General features: G+C 69.4%; 20 protein-coding genes. 4 read left to right on the top strand and 16 right to left on the bottom strand.

From position 1 onward, the window contains the following. Positions 1-120: 120 nt before the first annotated feature. Positions 121-957, top strand: a complete 837-nt coding sequence (locus tag ACT6XY_RS18530) for an SAM-dependent methyltransferase (RefSeq protein WP_444749798.1) — start codon at positions 121-123, stop codon at positions 955-957. A gap of 85 nt (positions 958-1,042) precedes the next feature. Here the strand turns inward: ACT6XY_RS18530 and ACT6XY_RS18525 are convergent, their stop codons facing one another. The 4 genes from ACT6XY_RS18525 to fabA all read right to left on the bottom strand — a co-directional run bounded on the left by ACT6XY_RS18525 (position 1,043) and on the right by fabA (position 4,248). After that, positions 1,043-1,303 (bottom strand): hypothetical protein, encoded by a 261-nt coding sequence (locus tag ACT6XY_RS18525; protein ID WP_444749797.1) that lies wholly within the window; start codon positions 1,301-1,303, stop codon positions 1,043-1,045. A gap of 137 nt (positions 1,304-1,440) precedes the next feature. After that, positions 1,441-2,298, bottom strand: a complete 858-nt coding sequence (gene fabI / locus ACT6XY_RS18520) for an enoyl-ACP reductase FabI (RefSeq protein WP_444749796.1) — start codon at positions 2,296-2,298, stop codon at positions 1,441-1,443. Positions 2,299-2,452: 154 nt separating this feature from the next. Further along, on the bottom strand, positions 2,453-3,679 hold the full coding sequence (fabB, locus tag ACT6XY_RS18515; RefSeq protein ID WP_444749795.1) for a beta-ketoacyl-ACP synthase I: 1,227 nt from the start codon (positions 3,677-3,679) through the stop codon (positions 2,453-2,455). 56 nt (positions 3,680-3,735) lie between these two features. After that, entirely contained in the window at positions 3,736-4,248 is a 513-nt protein-coding gene (fabA, locus tag ACT6XY_RS18510; RefSeq protein WP_444749794.1) for a 3-hydroxyacyl-[acyl-carrier-protein] dehydratase FabA, read from the bottom strand. Between the two features lie 194 nt (positions 4,249-4,442). Between fabA and irrA the strand changes: the two genes are divergently transcribed. Then, the gene (gene irrA / locus ACT6XY_RS18505; protein WP_444749793.1) at positions 4,443-4,967 is read left to right on the top strand and encodes an iron response transcriptional regulator IrrA; all 525 of its coding nucleotides are present in this window, start codon (positions 4,443-4,445) and stop codon (positions 4,965-4,967) included. A 68-nt stretch (positions 4,968-5,035) separates the two neighbouring features. On the opposite strand, the gene ACT6XY_RS18500 is transcribed toward irrA, so the two are convergent. Genes ACT6XY_RS18500 through ACT6XY_RS18485 form a run of 4 tightly spaced genes read right to left on the bottom strand, consistent with a single transcriptional unit; the run spans position 5,036 to position 8,510 of the window. Then, complete coding sequence (locus ACT6XY_RS18500) at positions 5,036-5,785, bottom strand: hypothetical protein (protein ID WP_444749792.1); 750 nt, start codon at positions 5,783-5,785, stop codon at positions 5,036-5,038. 40 nt (positions 5,786-5,825) lie between these two features. After that, positions 5,826-7,370 carry an acetolactate synthase large subunit gene (locus ACT6XY_RS18495; protein WP_444749799.1) on the bottom strand — a complete coding sequence of 515 codons (1,545 nt, stop codon included), beginning with the start codon at positions 7,368-7,370 and terminating at the stop codon, positions 5,826-5,828. A 22-nt stretch (positions 7,371-7,392) separates the two neighbouring features. Next, positions 7,393-7,707 (bottom strand): NIPSNAP family protein, encoded by a 315-nt coding sequence (locus ACT6XY_RS18490; protein ID WP_106749407.1) that lies wholly within the window; start codon positions 7,705-7,707, stop codon positions 7,393-7,395. Between the two features lie 23 nt (positions 7,708-7,730). Further along, complete coding sequence (locus tag ACT6XY_RS18485; protein ID WP_444749791.1) at positions 7,731-8,510, bottom strand: SDR family NAD(P)-dependent oxidoreductase; 780 nt, start codon at positions 8,508-8,510, stop codon at positions 7,731-7,733. 185 nt (positions 8,511-8,695) lie between these two features. On the opposite strand from ACT6XY_RS18485, the gene ACT6XY_RS18480 reads away from it, so the two are divergent. After that, complete coding sequence (locus ACT6XY_RS18480) at positions 8,696-10,288, top strand: glucan biosynthesis protein (protein ID WP_444749790.1); 1,593 nt, start codon at positions 8,696-8,698, stop codon at positions 10,286-10,288. Between the two features lie 61 nt (positions 10,289-10,349). Here the strand turns inward: ACT6XY_RS18480 and ACT6XY_RS18475 are convergent, their stop codons facing one another. From ACT6XY_RS18475 to aztA, 5 genes are all read right to left on the bottom strand, one after another. Continuing rightward, complete coding sequence (locus ACT6XY_RS18475) at positions 10,350-10,715, bottom strand: DUF1236 domain-containing protein (protein WP_444749789.1); 366 nt, start codon at positions 10,713-10,715, stop codon at positions 10,350-10,352. 245 nt (positions 10,716-10,960) lie between these two features. Then, positions 10,961-12,079, bottom strand: coding sequence for a CobW family GTP-binding protein (locus ACT6XY_RS18470; RefSeq protein ID WP_444749788.1), 1,119 nt, complete (start codon positions 12,077-12,079; stop codon positions 10,961-10,963). Between the two features lie 68 nt (positions 12,080-12,147). Beyond that, positions 12,148-13,074 carry a metal ABC transporter solute-binding protein, Zn/Mn family gene (locus tag ACT6XY_RS18465; protein WP_444749787.1) on the bottom strand — a complete coding sequence of 309 codons (927 nt, stop codon included), beginning with the start codon at positions 13,072-13,074 and terminating at the stop codon, positions 12,148-12,150. Between the two features lie 24 nt (positions 13,075-13,098). Next, entirely contained in the window at positions 13,099-13,965 is an 867-nt protein-coding gene (locus tag ACT6XY_RS18460; protein ID WP_444749786.1) for a metal ABC transporter permease, read from the bottom strand. Positions 13,966-14,007: 42 nt separating this feature from the next. Next, entirely contained in the window at positions 14,008-14,745 is a 738-nt protein-coding gene (gene aztA / locus ACT6XY_RS18455; RefSeq protein WP_444749785.1) for a zinc ABC transporter ATP-binding protein AztA, read from the bottom strand. Between the two features lie 476 nt (positions 14,746-15,221). Here aztA and ACT6XY_RS18450 point away from each other — a divergent pair, with 476 nt between their 5' ends. Continuing rightward, positions 15,222-15,719 (top strand): DUF992 domain-containing protein, encoded by a 498-nt coding sequence (locus ACT6XY_RS18450; RefSeq protein ID WP_444749784.1) that lies wholly within the window; start codon positions 15,222-15,224, stop codon positions 15,717-15,719. 67 nt (positions 15,720-15,786) lie between these two features. Here the strand turns inward: ACT6XY_RS18450 and sciP are convergent, their stop codons facing one another. From sciP to ACT6XY_RS18435, 3 genes are all read right to left on the bottom strand, one after another. Continuing rightward, positions 15,787-16,062: a CtrA inhibitor SciP gene (sciP, locus tag ACT6XY_RS18445; protein ID WP_106749419.1), complete on the bottom strand. Its 276-nt coding sequence runs from the start codon at positions 16,060-16,062 to the stop codon at positions 15,787-15,789. Positions 16,063-16,254: 192 nt separating this feature from the next. Further along, the gene (locus ACT6XY_RS18440; protein ID WP_444749783.1) at positions 16,255-16,905 is read right to left on the bottom strand and encodes a flagellar hook assembly protein FlgD; all 651 of its coding nucleotides are present in this window, start codon (positions 16,903-16,905) and stop codon (positions 16,255-16,257) included. Positions 16,906-16,917: 12 nt separating this feature from the next. Then, a partial coding sequence (locus tag ACT6XY_RS18435; protein WP_444749782.1) for a flagellar hook-length control protein FliK occupies positions 16,918-17,646 on the bottom strand: 729 nt, incomplete at its 5' end.

Below are 17,646 nucleotides of genomic sequence, written 5' to 3'. Positions count from 1 at the left end.
GGCCCACGCGGCGGGCCAGGCCCTGCCGGGCTGGGACGACACCGCCCGCATCGTCGCCGGCGTCGTCGCCCGCGCCAGCGCCGGCCCGAGCCATCCCGCGACCCATGAGGGACCCTGCCCATGAGCTTCTCCCCCGAATGGCTGGCGCTGCGCGAGCCGGCGGACCACGCCGCCCGCTCAGCAGGTCTGATGGCCCGCCTCGGCCGGCATTTCGCCGGGCGGGAGCCCATCAGCGTCGTCGACCTCGGCTGCGGCGCCGGCTCGAACCTCCGCGGGACCTTCGCGGCCCTTCCGGACGCACAGGACTGGCGCCTGGTCGACTACGATCCCGCGCTTCTGGCGGCGGCGCGCGAGCGCCTCGCCGCATGGGCCGACGACGCGAGGGCGGAGGGTGACCGCCTGCTGCTGCGCAAGGACGGCAAGTCCCTCTCCGTCGCCTTCCACCAGGCCGATCTCAACCGCGACCTCCAGGCGGCGCTGCCCGAAGGCGCCGACCTGGTCACTGCCGCCGCGCTCTTCGACCTCGTCTCGCCCGCCTGGATCGACGGATTCGTCGCGGTTCTCGCCGCGCGCGGCCTGCCGCTCTACACGGTGCTGACCTATGACGGCACCGAGCGCTGGGACCCGCCCCACCCGGCGGACGCCGCCATGCTGGCCGCCTTCCACGCCCATCAGTCCACCGACAAGGGCTTCGGCCCCGCTGCCGGCCCGAAGGCCACCGGGGCCATGGCGAAGACCTTCGCCGCCGCCGGCTACGACGTCGAGCGCGCGCCGAGCCCCTGGGTGCTCGGCCCCGCCTTCGCCGATCTCGCGCGCGAACTGGTGACCGGCTTCGCCGGCGCCGTCAGGGAGACCGGCCGGGTCTCAGGCGCAGAGATCGACGCCTGGCTCACCGCCCGCCTGGCCGGCGTCACCTGCCATGTCGGCCACGAGGACCTGTTCGCCATTCCCCGCTGACGCCCGGACGCACGAAAGCCCCGGTGCATGGCCGGGGCTTTCATCTGACGAGGCCTGGAGGCGCCCCGCAGATCGGGGTCTGCGATCACTCGCAGACGCGGATGGTGCGGCGCTCCGGTCCGTAGGGGCCGTCGACCCAGCGGCGGGTCAGGTAGCAGTCGGAAGCGTAGGCGTTGGAGCGGCTGGCGGCGATGGCGCCGCCGACGATCAGGCCGGTGGCGAGCGCCCCGACGCCCCAGCCGATGTGGCGGCGGTGGAACGGGCCGGCTTCGGCCTGGGAAGCGACGCCGACCGACATGGTGGCGACAGCGAGGGCGGCGATGGCGAGGGTCTTGAAGCGGTTCATGGCAGGTCCCCTTGGGTTCGGTGTGGGGCTCGTTGCGCCCCGATATCCATGGGTCGCGGCCTGCCGAAAAAAGGTTCGGGCCCGCCGCGATTTTTTCGCGCAGCGGGCCCGGACGGGTCGAACAGGGATAGGGCGGGCTATTCGGCGGCTTCACCCGAGCGGCGGCCGGCCGCGTCCTCCACCGCCTGCTCGGCGGCATCCAGCGTCTTCAGCGCTTCGGGGCGCGGCATGGAGATGATGTTGTAGCCCGAATCGACGTGGTGGATCTCGCCGGTCACGCCGCCGGAGAGATCGGACAGCAGGTAGAGCGCCGAGCCGCCGATGTCGTCCAGCGACACCGTCTTGCGCAGCGGCGCATGGCGCTTCTGGAAGTTGAACATCAGGCGCGCGTCGGAAATGCCGGCGCCCGCCAGCGTCCGGACGGGGCCTGGCGACAGCGCATTGACGCGGATGCCGAGCGGGCCGTAGTCGGCGGCGAGATAGCGCACCGAGGCCTCGAGCCCGGCCTTCGCCACACCCATGACGTTGTAGTTGGGCATCACCCGCGTCGACCCGCCATAGGTCAGGGTCAGCATGGTGCCGCCGGGCTGCATCAGCGCCGCCGCCCGCTTGGCGATCTCGGTGAACGAGAAGCAGGAGATCACCATGGTGCGCGAGAAGTTCTCGCGCGTGGTGTCGGCATAGCGGCCCTTTAGCTCGTTCTTGTCGGAGAAGCCGATGGCGTGGACGACGAAGTCGAGACCGCCCCAGGTCTCCGCGAGGCGCGCGAAGGTGGCGTCGACGCTGGCGATGTCCTCCACGTCGCAGGGAATCACCAGCGGCGTCCCCAGGCTCTCCGCCAGCGGCCGGACGCGCTTGCCGAGCGCCTCTCCCTGGTAGGTGAAGGCGAGTTCGGCGCCGTGCGCCGCGAGCGTGCGCGCAATTCCCCAGGCGATGGAATGGTCGTTCGCCACTCCCATGATCAGGCCGCGTCGGCCCTTCATCAATGCGGTCACGCGTGACCTCCTCGCTTCAATGTCGGCGTCCGGGCCGTGAGCGACGACCCGCAGATGGGGATGCGCGAAACGGTCTGTCCACATGGGCGTCCCTTGCGAGGTGACGGGTCCACGAGGCTTGCCATTCTTCTGCGACCGCCCGGTGACGGCGCGCTCATGCGTCCACGTGCTTGAGCACGATCGTCGCGTTGGTGCCGCCGAAACCGAAGGAGTTGGACAGGACGACGCCGAGCTTCGCATCGTCGATGCGCTTGCGCACGATGTTCATGTCCGCGACGTCCGGATCGATCTCCTCGATGTGGGCGCTCTCGCAGATGAAGCCGTTGTTCATCATCAGCAGCGAGTAGATCGCCTCCTGCACGCCGGTGGCACCCAGCGAGTGGCCGGTCAGCGACTTGGTGGCCGAGATCGGCGGACTCTTGTCGGCGCCGCCGAAGACCTCGCGGATCGCCTCGATCTCCTTGAGGTCACCGACGGGGGTCGAGGTGCCGTGCGGGTTGATGTAGTCGACCTTCGGACCGACGCCGGCCAGCGCCATCTTCATGCAGCGCACCGCACCCTCGCCCGAGGGGGCGACCATGTCGTAGCCGTCCGAGGTGGCGCCGTAGCCGGCGATCTCGGCGTAGATCTTGGCGCCGCGCGCCTTGGCGTGCTCATACTCCTCCAGCACCACGACGCCGGCGCCGCCGGCGATGACGAAGCCGTCGCGGTTGGCGTCATAGGCGCGCGAGGCGGTCGAGGGGCGGTCGTTGTACTTGGACGACATGGCGCCCATGGCGTCGAACAGCACGGACAGCGTCCAGTCCAGCTCCTCGCAGCCGCCGGCGAAGACGACGTCCTGCTTGCCCCACTGGATCATCTCGTAGGCGTTGCCGATGCAGTGATTCGACGTCGCGCAGGCCGACGAGATGGAATAGTTCACGCCCTTGATCTTGAACCAGGTGGCGAGCGTCGCGGACGCCGTCGACGACATGGCCTTCGGCACGGCGAAGGGGCCCACGCGCTTGGAATTGCCACTCTCCTTGGCCTTCTCGTAGGCGTCGATCAGGGCGCGGGTGGACGGGCCGCCGGAGCCCATGATGATGCCTGTGCGCTCGTTGGAGATGTCGGATTGCTCGAGGCCCGCGTCCAGGATCGCCTGATCCATGGCGACGTGGTTCCAGCCCGAGCCGCCGCCGTGGAAGCGCATGGCGCGCCGGTCGAGAATCGAGGCGGGGTCGAGGGTCGGCGCGCCGGAGACCTGGGAGCGGAAACCGTGTTCGACGAAGGCGGGGTCGAGCGCGATGCCGCTCTTGGCCTCGCGGAGCGAGGCCAAGACCTCGTTGGTGTTGTTGCCGATGGACGACACGATGCCCATTCCGGTGACGACGACGCGGCGCATGGGGGCCTCTTTGCGTTGCGGGCCGGCGGGCGGCCCTGGAATCTCGGTGCGGGCGATCAGGCGGCCGTGCCGAAGAGGCCGACCCGCATGTCCTTGACCTCATATATGCGCTTGCCGTCCGCCTCCAACCACCCGTCGGCGATGCCGAGCACGAGCTTCGACTTGAAGATGCGCTTGAAGTCGACGCCGTAGACCACTTTCTTCGTGGTCGGCAGGACCTGTTCGGAGAACTTCACCTCGCCGACACCGAGCGCACGGCCGCGGCCCGGCAGGCCGAGCCAGCCGAGGTGAAAGCCGGTGAGCTGCCACAGCGCGTCGAGGCCGAGGCAGCCCGGCATCACCGGATCGCCCTTGAAATGGCAGGGAAAGAACCAGAGGTCCGGCCTGATGTCGAATTCGGCGACCACATGGCCCTTGTTGTTGGCGCCGCCGGTCTCGCCGATCGAGGTGATGCGGTCGAACATCAGCATGGGCGGCAAGGGCAGCTGGGCGTTTCCGGGACCGAAGAGTTCGCCCCGGCCGCAGGCCAGAAGCTCTTCATAGGTGAAACTCGACTTGCGTTCGGTCATTGCGTGCAGGATCCGCCTTGGGTCGGCCGGTCTCCCGGCGTCGATCGGGCTGCTGTCTATCACAGGGGTTCCGGAGGGGCAAAAGGCTGGCCTGCCGTCCGGCCGGCGGAGGGTCCCGTCCGCGCACGCGTTCGCCGCGGGCGGTCCCGTGCGGGCGTCTTGCGAACAGGTCGCAATGTTCCTAGAATAGGCTCATGACTGTCCGGACCCTCATCGACGTGACCTATCACGACGCCGCGCCGCCCGCGGACGGCAAGCTGTCGGCGCACGACCGCGTCAGCCTGCTGCAGAAGACGGGCTGCCCGATCCATGACGTGCGCACCATGCTGCGCGAGGTGGGCCTGCGCCCGACCCGCCAGCGCATGGCGCTCGGCTGGATCCTCTTCGCCAAGGGCGACCGGCACGTCACCGCCGAGATGCTCTACGACGAGGCGACCAAGGCGCGCGTGCCCGTGTCGCTGGCCACCGTCTACAACACGCTTCACCAGTTCACCGAGGCCGGCCTGCTGCGCGAGATCGCGGTGGACGGATCGAAGGCCTATTTCGACACCAACCTGTCCGATCACCACCACTTCATCGTGGAAGGCGAGACGACGGTCTTCGACATTCCCGGCCCGCACGTGGCTGTGGACAAGCTGCCCCAGGCCCCCGAGGGCTACGAGGTGGCACGCGTCGACGTGGTGGTGCGTCTGCGTCGCAAGGACGGCCAGGACAGCTGAATCACCGTTCAGGCTATGCCGACAGGGCCACCGCCTGACGGGCGCGTGACCCTTTTCGCGTCCGCGTCTCAGGCGTCGGCGGCCATGACCGCCGCGCCGACCGAGAGTGGAACCGTCAGCGCGAGGAAGCCCGCGGCCTTGGCCAGCGCCGCGGCGAGGATCGGCGGACCAAGATCGGCCATCCCTAGGAGCCGCGTCGCGCCGATGGCGACCGCGGTCCCGAGGAAGATGGCCGTACAGATGACGGCCGTGGTCCGCTCCGACCGGCGGAACAGCTCGCGGCCGGCTGTGGAAAACCCCACGGCGCCGCCAAGCGCCGAGCCCGACAATGCCGTCCCCGCCGCCAGCATGACCACGAGCGCGGTGAGTGCTGCCAGCGTGGCGATGGCGCGCAGCACCGTCGACGGCCATCGGGCGCCGCTCGCCGGCTCGACAGTCGCGATGCCGATGTCGAGGGCGCCGACCAGGGCGAGCGCCACGAGCAGGCCGACCAGGGCCATGACGGCGCTCTCGGCGCTGATCCGCGCGGTCATGGCGAGGAGGTGCCGGAGCGGGGCGAGGGCCCGGCCGCTGCGGCCGGCGAGCCGGAGCGTCGAGACATGGCTGCCAAGCAGCACGGCGAGATAGAGACTCGCCAGCACGAGCGCCACCATCGGCAGTTTCCACAGCACCGCGAGGCGCAGCTGCACGGCGCCCTCGGTGATCACGCCGCAGGCCAGGGCATAGGGCAGCGCGTGGAGCGCGACGCGCCAGCCCGCATCCCCCGTCAGGCGGAGAAAGCGGGCGGCGAAGGACGGAGCGGCGGCGGTCCCGGTCACGCCGTCATCATGCCCGAGACGGCCCCGACTTGCGAGGCGTTCAGAGCAGCACCTCGATGAGGAACGGCCCCTTGCGGCGGTTGGCGGCGGCGAAGGCGTCGGCGAAGCCCTCGGCCGTGTCGACGCGCGTGCCTTCAACGCCCATGCCGGCGGCGAGCTTCACCCAGTCGAGGTTGGGATCGCCGAGCGAGAGCATGTCGTGCGCCTTGCGGCCCGGATTCTCGGCGCCGACATTGGCGAGTTCACCCTTGAGGATCGCGTAGGTCCGGTTGGCCCAGATGCAGACCGTGACGTCGAGGCGTTCGCGGGCCATCGTCCACAGCGCCTGGAGCGAGTACATGCCCGAGCCGTCCGCCTGCAGGGCGACGACCTTGCGGTCGGGGCAGGCCACCGCCGCGCCGACGGCGAGCGGCAGGCCCTCGCCGATGGCGCCACCGGTCAGCGACAGCCAGTCGTGCGGTGCGGCGCCGTGGGTGTCCTTGAAGAAGTTGCGCCCGGTGGTCACCGATTCGTCGGTGACGATGGCGTTCTCCGGCAAGAGATGGCCGATGATCGCCGCGATCGAATCCTGGTTGAGCGCGCCGGTCGGCAGGTCCGGCCGCTTCGGCGTGTTGAGCACCGGCGTCGCCTTGTCGGCGCCGAGGCGCTCGGCGAGGCGGGCGAGCGCGTCCTCTGCGTCCTCGCCCGGGGTTGCCAGCGTCACCACCTCCGCCTCGGGCGGATAGAGGATCGACGGCTTGTTCGGATAGGCGAAGAAGGCGACGGGCGCCTTGGCGCCGACCAGGATCAGGTGCGTGACGCCCTTGGTGGCGGCCAGCGCCACGTCCACCGGATAGGGCACGCGCTCCAGCGCCATGCGGCCGACGCCGCGCTCGATGCGTCCGTTCGAGCCCTCGGCGCGGATCTGCGCACCGGTCTTGGCGACGATCGTCGCCGCATGGACCATCGGCTTCTCGCGCACGGCCCAGGTGCCCATGACGATGAGCGGCTTGCCGCCGGCCTCGATGGCGCGGGCAGCGGCCTCGACGGCGTCCTCGGACACCTTGGCGGGCGCGGCGACGGGCGCGGTCTTGGCCGGGCCGGTGCCCTCGGTCCAGGCGGTGTCGGCAGGCAGGATGAGGGTGGCGATCTGGCCGGGCGCCTGCATGGCGACGTTGATCGCCTCGGCGCCGTCGGCCGCCACGTCCTTGGCCGACATGGAGGTCTTCACCCAGTGCGACATCGTGCCGGCGATGCCCTCGATGTCGGACGTCAGCGGCGCGTCGAACTCGCGGTGATAGGTTGCGTGCTCGCCGACGATGTTGACCACGCCCGAGCGCGCGCGCTTCAGGTTGTGGAGGTTGGCCAGCGCGTTGCCGAGGCCGGGGCCGAGGTGCAGCAGCGTCGAGGCGGGCTTGCCCGTCATGCGCCAGTAGCCGTCGGCGGCGCCCGTCGTCACCGTCTCGTGCAGGCAGAGAACGCAGCGCATGCCGTCGACGCGGTCGAGGGCGGCGACGAAGTGCATCTCCGACGTGCCGGGATTGGTGAAGGCCACCGTCACGTCACCGGCAACGAGGGTGCGCACGAGGCTCTCGGCCCCGTTCATCGACTTGGTCATGGGTCTTGGTTCACTTCATCGGAGAGAAGGCGGTGGGGACCAGGATCCGGTTCTCCATCCGCAGGAGCAGCGGGGTCGCCGCGTCGAGATAGTCGCCCCAGTTCGGGGCGACCGCCAGCTTGGCCCGCCGCTGCTCGCGGTCGGCCATGCTGTCGTATTTCCACAGGTGAACGACCTGGTTGAGCGTGCCGATCTCGGTCACGAAGAAGCCGACGGGGTCGCCGAGGATCGGCCACTGGATCGGCTTCGCCAGGCGCTCGTAGACCTCGAGGAAGGCCTTCACCTTGCCCGGATGCGTCGTGTAGGTGCGCTCGTCGATGATCATGGACGTTTCTCCCCCGGAATGTGTCAGGACCCGCGCAGGCCGATGCGCTGGCCGCCGTCGACCGTCACGGTCGTGCCGGTCATGAAGGCACCGGCGTCCGACAGCAGCAGCAGCAGTGCACCGTCGAGATCCTCCTCGCGGCCGAAACGGCCGACGGGAATCTCCTTGGTCATCTCCGCGCCCTTGCCGGAGGTCAGGTAGTCGCGGTTGATGTCGGTGACGACGTAGCCGGGCGCGATGGCGTTCACGCGGATGCCCTTGAAGGCCCATTCGAGGGCCAGCGCCTGGGTCATCTGGATCACCGCCGCCTTGGAAACAGCATAGGAGGCGTTGCCCTTGCCGACCCCGTAGCCGAGGATCGACGCGATGTTGACGATGGCGCCGTGTTTGCCGGCCTTGAGCAGGCGCTGGGCCGCCTCGCGCGCCGTGAAGAACACACCGTCGAGGTTCGTCGCCATGGTGCGGCGCCAGTCCTCGTCGGAAATGTCCGAGGCACGGCCAGGCACCGCGATGCCGGCATTGGCGACGACGGCGTCGACCGTGCCGAAAGCCTTCTCGGCGGCATCGAAGGCGCCTGCGATGGATGCGGTGTCGGTGACGTCGCCGGACACGGCGATCGCCCGGCCGCCGGCCTTGCGGATGGCCTCGGCGACGCCCTCCACCTTGTCTGCCCGGCGGGCGACGGCGACGACCGCCGCGCCGTGTTCGGCGAGCGCCATGCAGAACCGCGCCCCGAGCCCCGTACCGGCACCGGTGACGAGGGCGACGCGGCCGCTCATGTCCAGAATATCTCTCGGCGCCATTCGCCCGCCTCCCGTCGACGGCGCGCACACTGGCAAGGCCGGGCAGCGCCCGCAAGCCGGCCGCGCGGAGGACAGCGATGCACGGACTCCAGGCCGCAGGGCGAGCCACTTGACGCCGCGCGCGTGAAAGCCGCATGTCGCCGATGCCGCTCTGCGACAATGAGTATCCAGGTACCCGAGGCCTCATGCGACTGCCGACTTTCGCCCGCCGTGACGCACTCAAGCTCATCGCCGCAGCCGGGGTTGCCTGGCCGTCGCTGGCACAGGCGCAGCAGCCCCCCGCCCCCCAGCCGCCGGCCGCCTCGCCCCAGCCGCAGGCCCGCTTCGGCTTCGAGGAGGTGGAGCGCCGTGCCCGCGACCTCGCCGCCCTCCCCTACGAGGCACCGCGTCCGGACCTGCCCCAGTCGCTGACGGGCATGAACTTCGACCAGTACCGCGACCTGCGCTTCCGCCCCGAGCGCTCGCTTCTGCAGCAGGGCGGCGGCGCCTTCCGCATGCAGATGTTCCACCTCGGCTTCATCTACCGCACGCCGGTGGTGGTGAACATCATCCGGGATGGCATCTCGACCCCCGTTCCCTATGCCGCCGCCCTCTTCGACTACGGCCGCAACCGCTTCGAGCGGCCGCTGCCCATCGACCTCGGCTTCGCCGGCTTCCGCATCCATCACCCGCTCAACGATCCGCGCGTCCACGACGAGCTCATCTCGTTCCTCGGCGCGAGCTATTTCCGCTTCCTCGGGCGCGGCCAGAAATACGGTCTCTCGGCCCGTGGCATCGCCGTCAACACGGCGGGCCCCGGCCAGGAGGAGTTCCCGATCTTCCGCGAGTTCTGGGTCGACACGCCGCCGGCCGAGGCGCAGGCCTGCCACATCTACGCGCTGCTCGACGGCGAGAGCCTCACCGGTGCCTTCCGCTTCACCGTCTTCCCGGCGCAGGAGACCGTGCTCGACATCCGCTGCACGCTGTTTCCGCGGCGGCCGATCCCCAAACTCGGCGTCGCGCCGCTCACCTCCATGTTCTTCTATGCGGAGAACGACCGGCGCTCCTTCGACGACTTCCGCCCGGAGCTGCACGATTCCGACGGCCTGCTGATCCACTCCGACACCGGCGAGTGGATCTGGCGCCCGCTGCGCAACCCGCGCCAGGTCGAGGTCTCGCAGTTCGTCGACCGCCAGGTGCGCGGCTTCGGCCTGATGCAGCGCGACCGCACCTTCGAGCACTACCAGGACCTCGACCTGAACTACGAACTCCGGCCGAGCTATTGGGTGGAGCCGCGGGAGGGCTTCAGCGAGGGCCGCGTCGAGCTGGTCGAGATCCCCACGACCGACGAGACCAACGACAACATCGTCGCCTACTGGGTGCCGAACCGGCCGGTCGAAGCGGGCCAGACGCTGGTCTTCTCCTATCGCCTGGTGTCGACCATGAACGAAGCCCGGCTGCATCCGGGCGGCTTCGCGCTGAACACGTTCCGCACCCGACCCGTCGCGCTGGGCTCTGGCGAGCAGGCGCCGCCCAACGCTGCGCGGTTCATCGTCGACTTCGCCGGTGGCGACCTCGAATATCACCTGAGCCAGCCGGACGCCGTGCAGGTCGTGCCCTCCGCCAGCAACGCGCGGATCACCCGCACTTTCCTCATCCCCAATCCGCAGACCCGCGGCTTCCGCGCCGGCATCGACGTGGTCGGCGACCCCGGCCAGACCGCGGATCTCAGGGCCTTCCTGCGCGCCGGCAACCGGGCCCTGACCGAGACCTGGACCTTCCCCTGGAAGGTGGACTGAACCCCAACGAAAACGCCCGGCACGATGGCCGGGCGCTCGATGCAGTTCGCGGGGAAAGCCGTTACTGGATCACGTGGACCACGGTGCGGTCCGACGGGTTGACGAGGTACAGGTTCTCGCCGACCACCACGTAGCGGTACTCGGTCATGCCGACGTCAGCCGGGAACGAGCGCAGCTCGACCGTGCTGGGCAGGACGGTGCCGCGGCTGACCGTGACGCCGCTCGGAAGCGTCGTGGCGGCCGGACGCTGCGACTGCCAGTAGGAGCGGATCATGCGCTGCTGCTCCTGGTTCGGAGCGTTGATGTTGCCGGTGTTGCGCGGCGCGTTGGCGTCCGGGCGGCCGCCGGGGGCGCTGCCGCCGGTCTGGGCATAGGCGGCGGTGCTGGCGGCGAGGACGATGGCGGTCGCCATGATCAGTTTCTTCATGGAAGCGTCTCCATTGGCTGGGCCTGCGAGCTGAAACGCTTGCGACCACAGTGGGTTATGCGGACCGCGGCAGCTCTTTCGATTGCCAGGGTGCCGTCGAGGAAACAACGTGGAGACGCGGACGCTGTTCCGGCTTCAACTGTGACCATATGGAGGCGCGATACCACCCGACCGTGCCGATAGGCCGGGGGGAAGTGCCGATGCCTCTCGGCCCTCCCCGGTGCGCGTGATTGCGCGAGTGGCCCTCAGGCGGAGATCTTCTCGAAGCCCTTGCGGATCTTATCGATCGGGAGATCACGACCGATGAAGACGAGGCGGCTCTCGCGCTTCTCGTCGGCCTTCCAGTCGCGCTGGTGATCGCCGTCGAGGATCATGTGCACGCCCTGGAAGACGAAGCGCTGCGGATCGTCCTTGAAGGCGACGATGCCCTTGCAGCGCAGGATCTTCGCACCCTCGACCTGGGTGAGGTCCTGGATCCAGGGGAAGAACATGTCGGGGTCGAGCTGCTTGTCGGTGCGCAGCGACACCGACTGCATGTGCTCGTCGTGATAGTGCTTCAGGCCGTGGCTCGGATGGTCGCAATCCGGGCCGGTATGGTCGTGGTCGTGATGGTGGTGATCATGGCCATGGTCGTGGCCGTGATGATGATCGTGGCCGTGGTCGTGACCGTGATGGTGGTCATGGCCGTCGCCGGTCTGCAGGAAGGCCGGCTCGATCTCCAGGATGCGCTCGAGGTCGAAGGCCCCGCGCGAGAGGACGGCGTCCAGCGGCACGGCGCACTTCTGCGTCTTGTGCAGAACGGCATAGGGGTTGATGGCGCGGATGCGGGCCTCCACCTCGCGCAGCTGGGCGGGCGTCACGAGATCGGTCTTGTTGAGGAGGATCACGTCGGCGAAGGCGATCTGGTTCTTCGCCTCCGGCGCGTCCTTCAGCCGGTCGATCAGCCACTTGGCATCGGCGACCGTCACCACGGCATCGAGCGCGGTGCGGGCGCCCACCTCCTCGTCGACGAAGAAGGTCTGGGCCACCGGCGCGGGATCGGCGAGGCCGGTGGTCTCCACGATGATCGCGTCGAACTTGCCCTTGCGCCGCATCAGCCCCTCGATGATGCGGATGAGATCGCCGCGCACGGTGCAGCAGATGCAGCCGTTGTTCATCTCGAACACTTCCTCGTCGGCGCCGACGACGAGGTCGTTGTCGATGCCGATCTCGCCGAACTCGTTGACGATGACGGCGAAGCGCTTGCCGTGGTTCTCGGTGAGGATGCGGTTGAGCAGCGTCGTCTTGCCGGCACCGAGATAGCCGGTCAGCACGGTCACCGGGATCTTCTGGAGGGCAGCGGTGGTGGGGGACGCGTCGGTCATGGTCGTTCCATCGGCCTGAAGGGATCAGCGCTCATATAGGCGAGCGGCGGGCGCTGCGGAATGGGCGATCAGCCCTGCGTCATGGCACCGGCGATCTGGCGTGCGTTGTGCCGCATCATGTCGACATAGGTCGCCGCCGGACCGCCCGCTTCCGACAGGGCGTCGGAATAGAGTTTGCCGCCGATCTTCGCTCCGGTCTCGGCCGCGATGCGCTGGATGGAGCGGGGATCGGAGATGTTCTCCATGAACAGAGCCGAGACCTTGCCGTCGCGGATCTGCCGGATCAGCCCGGCGATCTGCCGCGCCGAGGGTTCGGAATCCGACGAGACGCCACGCACCGCCAGCACGTCCACCTCGTAAGCTTTGGCGAAGTAGCGGAAGGCGTCGTGGGTCGTCAGCAGTCGGCGCTGGGCACGCGGGATCGCTCCGACGGCCGCCCGGATCTCGGCGTCGAGCGCCGCCAGCGTCGCATCATAGGCCGCCGCATTGCGCTGATAGGCCTCGGCGCGGGCGCCGTCCGCCTCCGCGAGGCCCGCGGCGATGGCCTTCACATAGAGCCGCGCATTGGCGACATTCTGCCAGGCGTGGGGGTCGTTCGCGCCGTGGGAATGGCCGTGGGAGTGCCCATGCCCGTGGGCCTCCTCTGCCTTCAGGGGCGTCACGCCGCTGGCGGCGGTGATGACCTTGGCGCGCGTGCCGGACGAGCGCACCAGCCGCGTCATCCAGCCCTCGAAGCCGAGCCCGTTGACGACGATGACCTTGGCGGCGGCCAGGGCCCGCGCGTCCGCGGGGCTCGGGGCATAGGAGTGGGCGTCGCCGTCCGGGCCGACCAGGCTCGTCACCGCGACATGCTCGCCACCGACCTGCCGCACCATGTCGGCGAGGATCGAGAAGCTCGCCATCACCGGCAGGGGCGTGGTGCCCTGGGCCAGGGCCGGGCCGGCGCAGAAGGGCGCGGCGAGAAAGAGCGAAACGGCTTGACGACGGGTGACCATGCGAAGCGTCCTCTGATCGGGACTTCAGGCCTCGCGGTGCCGGGCCGGCCAGTAGGTGGGCACCAGGCCACCATGGGGACCGAAAACGAGCGACACCAGGTAGACCACCCCCGCCATGAGGACGATCGAAGGGCCCGAAGGTGTCTCCATGTTATAAGATAACACCAAGCCTGCATAGCCCGATGCGATGCCGAAACCGACCGCGATCGCCGCGAGGCTCGTGACGTCCCGGCCCCAGAAGCGCGCCGCGATGGCCGGCAGCATCATCAGTCCGACCGCCAGCAGCGTGCCGAGCGCATGGAAGCCGGCCACCAGGTTCAGCACGACCAGGCCGAGGAAGACCAGGTGGGACGGCGCACCCGAGCGCGACACCGAGCGCAGGAAGCCCGGGTCGACGGAATCCAGCACCAGGGGCCGCCACAGCAGCGCCAGCGCCACCAGCGTCACGGTGGTGATGCCGGCGAGGAGGACGAGCGTCGGATCGTCGAGCGCCAGCACCGAGCCGAAGAGCACGCGGAAGAGGTCGACGTTGGAGCCGCGCATGGAGACGATGATGACGCCGAGCGCCAGCGAGATGAGATAGAAGGCCGCGAGCGAGGCGTCCTCCTTCAGCATGGTGAAGCGCGCCACCAGCCCCGCCGTGAGCGCCACCGCGAAGCCCGCGGCGATGCCGCCCGCCGTCATCGGGACCAGCGCGAGACCGAAGAGGAGATAGCCCGCCGCGGCCCCGGGCAGGATGGCGTGCGCCATGGCGTCGCCCATCAGCGACATCCGCCGCAGCATGAGGAAGACGCCGACGGGCGCGCCGCCCAGGGACAGTGCGATGGCGCCGACAAGGGCGCGGCGCATGAACTCGAATTCCACGAAGGGGCCGATGAAGACGTCATACATGCCGGGCACGGGCTCCGGCCGGCTCGCAGAGGTGGCTCACGGTCACGCCGCCTCGGTGCAGATGCCGGCGTGGTCGTCGAAGGCCTCCGTCATGCGCCGGGCGGCGAGGAGGTTCTCCGGCGTCAGCACCTCGTCGGTCGGCCCCCAGGCGATGGCCCGGCGCGCCAGCAGCAGCGATTGCGGAAAGGCCTGTCGCACGGTCTCCATGTCGTGGAGCACGGCGACGACGGTGCGCTGCTCGGCATTCCACCGGCGCACCAGATCGAGAAGGTCGGCGCAGGTCTTGGCGTCGATGGCGGTGAAGGGCTCGTCGAGCAGGATCAGTCGCGCGTCCTGAACCAGCAGGCGGGCGAAGAGCATGCGCTGCAGCTGGCCGCCAGAAAGCGTGCCGATGGTCCGGGCCTCGAAGCCGGTGAGGCCCACCGCGGCCAGCGCCTGTTCGATCGCGAGGCGATCGGCCTTCGACAGGCCACCAAACAGGCCGGTGCGGCGCCAGAGCCCCATGGCGACCAGCTCGAACACGGTGATCGGGAACGTCCTGTCGATCTCCGCCGCCTGCGGCAGGTAGGCGATGGCGTGCCGGTCCGAGCGGGTCATTTCCACCGCCCCGCTCAGCGGGCTGATCGCGCCGGCGAGGCCCTTGAGGAGCGTCGACTTGCCGGCCCCGTTCGGGCCGACGACGGCGAGCATGGCGCCCGCCTCGATCCGCCCGTCGAGATGGTGGACGGCGGGGTGGCGGTCGTAGCCGAGCGTGAGGTTGCGGATGGTGACGGTAGACATCGGCGGCGCTACCTCATCGCCCAGTAGGCGAGCAGCCACAGGGTCGTCGCCATGACGCCGGCGGCAAGGAGACGCCCGGTGGCCGACAGGGTGAGGGCCGAGACCACCCTGAGGCCGGCGCCAGCCGCGGGCCTCTGCGGGAGGGGCTCAGGCCGATGGACGTGGGAATGATCATGAGCGTGAGCGGCATGGTCGTGACCGGCGCCCTGCCCGTGGTGGTGCCCTTCGGCATGAGCCGCGTGGGCGCTGGCGATGGAAGGGGGGGCGGCCAAGGGCGTGACGGATCCGGTCTCGTTGAGTGAGAAGTTATATAGTAGCAGCGACGTCCCGTCCAACCGCCCGGCATGCGAGCCCCGCGCGCGCCGTCCACATGATGAACGGATCCGCGGCGGACCGCAGCCGGCTCTCTCGAAGGGCAACCTTTCCGGACGTGGAGCGTTGGACATCCGAAACCGCACAAAAGCCCGGAGATTCCGATGATGAACCGCCCGCTCGCGCTCGCAGGCGCAACCCTTCTCGCCGCCGGCCTCGCCGTTCCGACGGTCGCCGAGGCGCAGCAGAGGCCGACCCGCGTCGGCGTCCTCACCTGCAACGTCGCCCCTGCCGTCGGCCTGATCGTCGGATCGCGCCGTGACATGAGCTGCGTGTTCCAGCCCGACCGTCGCGGCCGCCGCGAGGGCTATGTCGGCACCTTCAACCGCGTCGGTCTCGATATCGGCGTGACCGGCCGCGGCGTCCTCGCCTGGACGGTCTTCGCGCCCACGCGCCGTTTTTCGCCCGATCAGCTCGCCGGCAGCTATTCGGGCGCCAGTGCCCAGGCAACGGTCGCCGTGGGTCTCGGTGCCAACGCCCTGGTCGGCGGCTCGCGTGACACGGTCGCGCTGCAGCCCCTGTCGGTCCAGGCCCAGACGGGCCTCAACCTCGCCCTCGGCGTCGGCAACCTCACGCTGCGCCGCGCGCCGCTCCGTCGCTGATCCACCGCGCCCACGACGAAAAAGCCGGCTCCCTCGGGGGCCGGCTTTTGCTTGGGGTGGCAGGCGCTTACTGGCGGTACTGCTGGATTCGGGTGGTGCGCAGACCGGCGAGACCGTGCCGGTCGATCGAGGCCTGCCAGTTGAGGAATTCCTCGACGGTCAGGGTGTAGCGCTTGCAGGCCTCTTCGAGGCTGAGGAGCCCACCGCGCACGGCGGCGACCACTTCGGCTTTGCGCCGGATCACCCAGCGGTGGGTGTCGGGCGGAGGGAGATCAGCGATCGTCAGCGGACTGCCGTCCGGCCCGATCACATATTTCACCCTTGGACGCATGGGCTCGGTCATACTTACTCTCACACAACGCACGCGACTGACCACGTCATGGGATGAGAATACCGGCAGGACGTTAAATTTGGCCTAAATGAGAAATGACAATGAAACCCAATATTTCCGTCGTTCGACCGACCCCGGGAAAGGGTTGGCGGCGCCGTCCGGCGTGAATGACGAGGCGAGCGCATAGGCCGCTCCGCAGGCGGGTCAGAGGGCGATGCCGAGAATGCGCGCGAGCGGAATGTTGAGGGCTCCGACCGTCACCCGGGGCGTGCCCGTCGACATGTCGACTGCGGTGACCTGACCCTTGTGGCTGACCGCCACCTGGGTCGTCGCGGTCCCGGTGCCGCTGTAGAGCTCCATCGTATAGGGCTGGCTGCCCATGGTCTGGCCGTCGGATCGCTTCCCGTCCCAGCGATACTCGCTGGACTGGTTGGCCGTCAGCGAGACCTTCTTCTCCTGCACCACCACGCCGTTGCTGTCGCGGATGCGCACCGTGTACTCGCCGCCCTGCGTCGGCGTGAAGGTCCAGGTCGCCCCGCTGGCGCTCGGCGACACCGTGCTGGCGTCGTAGGTGACGGTCTTGCCGAGATAGCCGAGCGAGGTCGTCGTCTGGTTGCCGGTGAAGGCCGAGATCATGTTGTCGAGCTTGGAGTTCGTGGCGATCTGCTGCTCGACCTGGGAGTATTGCACCAGCTGCTGGGTGAACTGGTTGGCGTCCATCGGCTGGGTGGGATCCTGGTTCTTCAGCTGCGTGGTCAGCAGCTGCAGGAACGTGTCGAAATTGTTCGACAGCCGCGTCGAGGCCGCGCCCGCCGTGCTGGTCGATGTCGTCGAGACCGAGGAGGTGGTGGTCATCGCGCCGTCCTTTCAGATTCGGATGTCGACGCCGCCACGCATGGCGGCGGCACGGGCATAGGTGGCCGCGCTGGCCTGCAGGGCCGCCACGGTCTCGGGATCCTCGATCACCACCTGGTGGCGCGAGGCCTGCTGTTCCGGCTGGCGCTCGCGCGCGTTCTGTCCGCCCTGGTCCTTCAGGGAGAATTCGAGGCTTCCCTCGCTCGTCTGCACGCCGGCCTGGGCCAGAGCGCGCTCGAGATTGCGCTGGTCGCGCTGCAGCAGGTCCAGCGTCTCCTGCTTCTCGACGACCAGCTTGGACTTGACGCTGCCCTCGCGGTCGACGGTGAGCTGCACGTCGATGCGGCCGAGTTCGGCGGGGTCGAGGCGGATGTCGAAGCGGGTCGTCCCGGCACTGGCCCGGGCCGCGATGGTCACGGCCAGCGCATGCACGGGCACCGGGGAGCCGGGCGCCGGTGCCTGCGCGGCAGTCTTCTGCGCCACCTCGGTGCCGAAGGCGGAAGGACTGGCGGGCGCCTGCAGCGTACCCTGGGGCAGGGTGTCCTGCGCGGCGGCGTCGACACCGGCCGCGGCGACCGCGGGCGTCTCGGGAGCCTGGGCGGGCGCCGCATCGACCTTCGCCGTGTCCGCCGGCTTTTCGGCCGACGCCACCGCCGCCTTGTCGGCTGCCGGGCGCGCGGAAGCGGCCTGAGTCTCCGCGACGGGCTCCTTCGGCGCGGAGGTTGCCTCCGCAGGCTTGTC

Source organism: Phreatobacter sp., from assembly GCF_052440005.1.
GTDB lineage: Bacteria > Pseudomonadota > Alphaproteobacteria > Rhizobiales > Phreatobacteraceae > Phreatobacter.
This window is presented reverse-complemented; position numbering and strand designations above follow the sequence as displayed.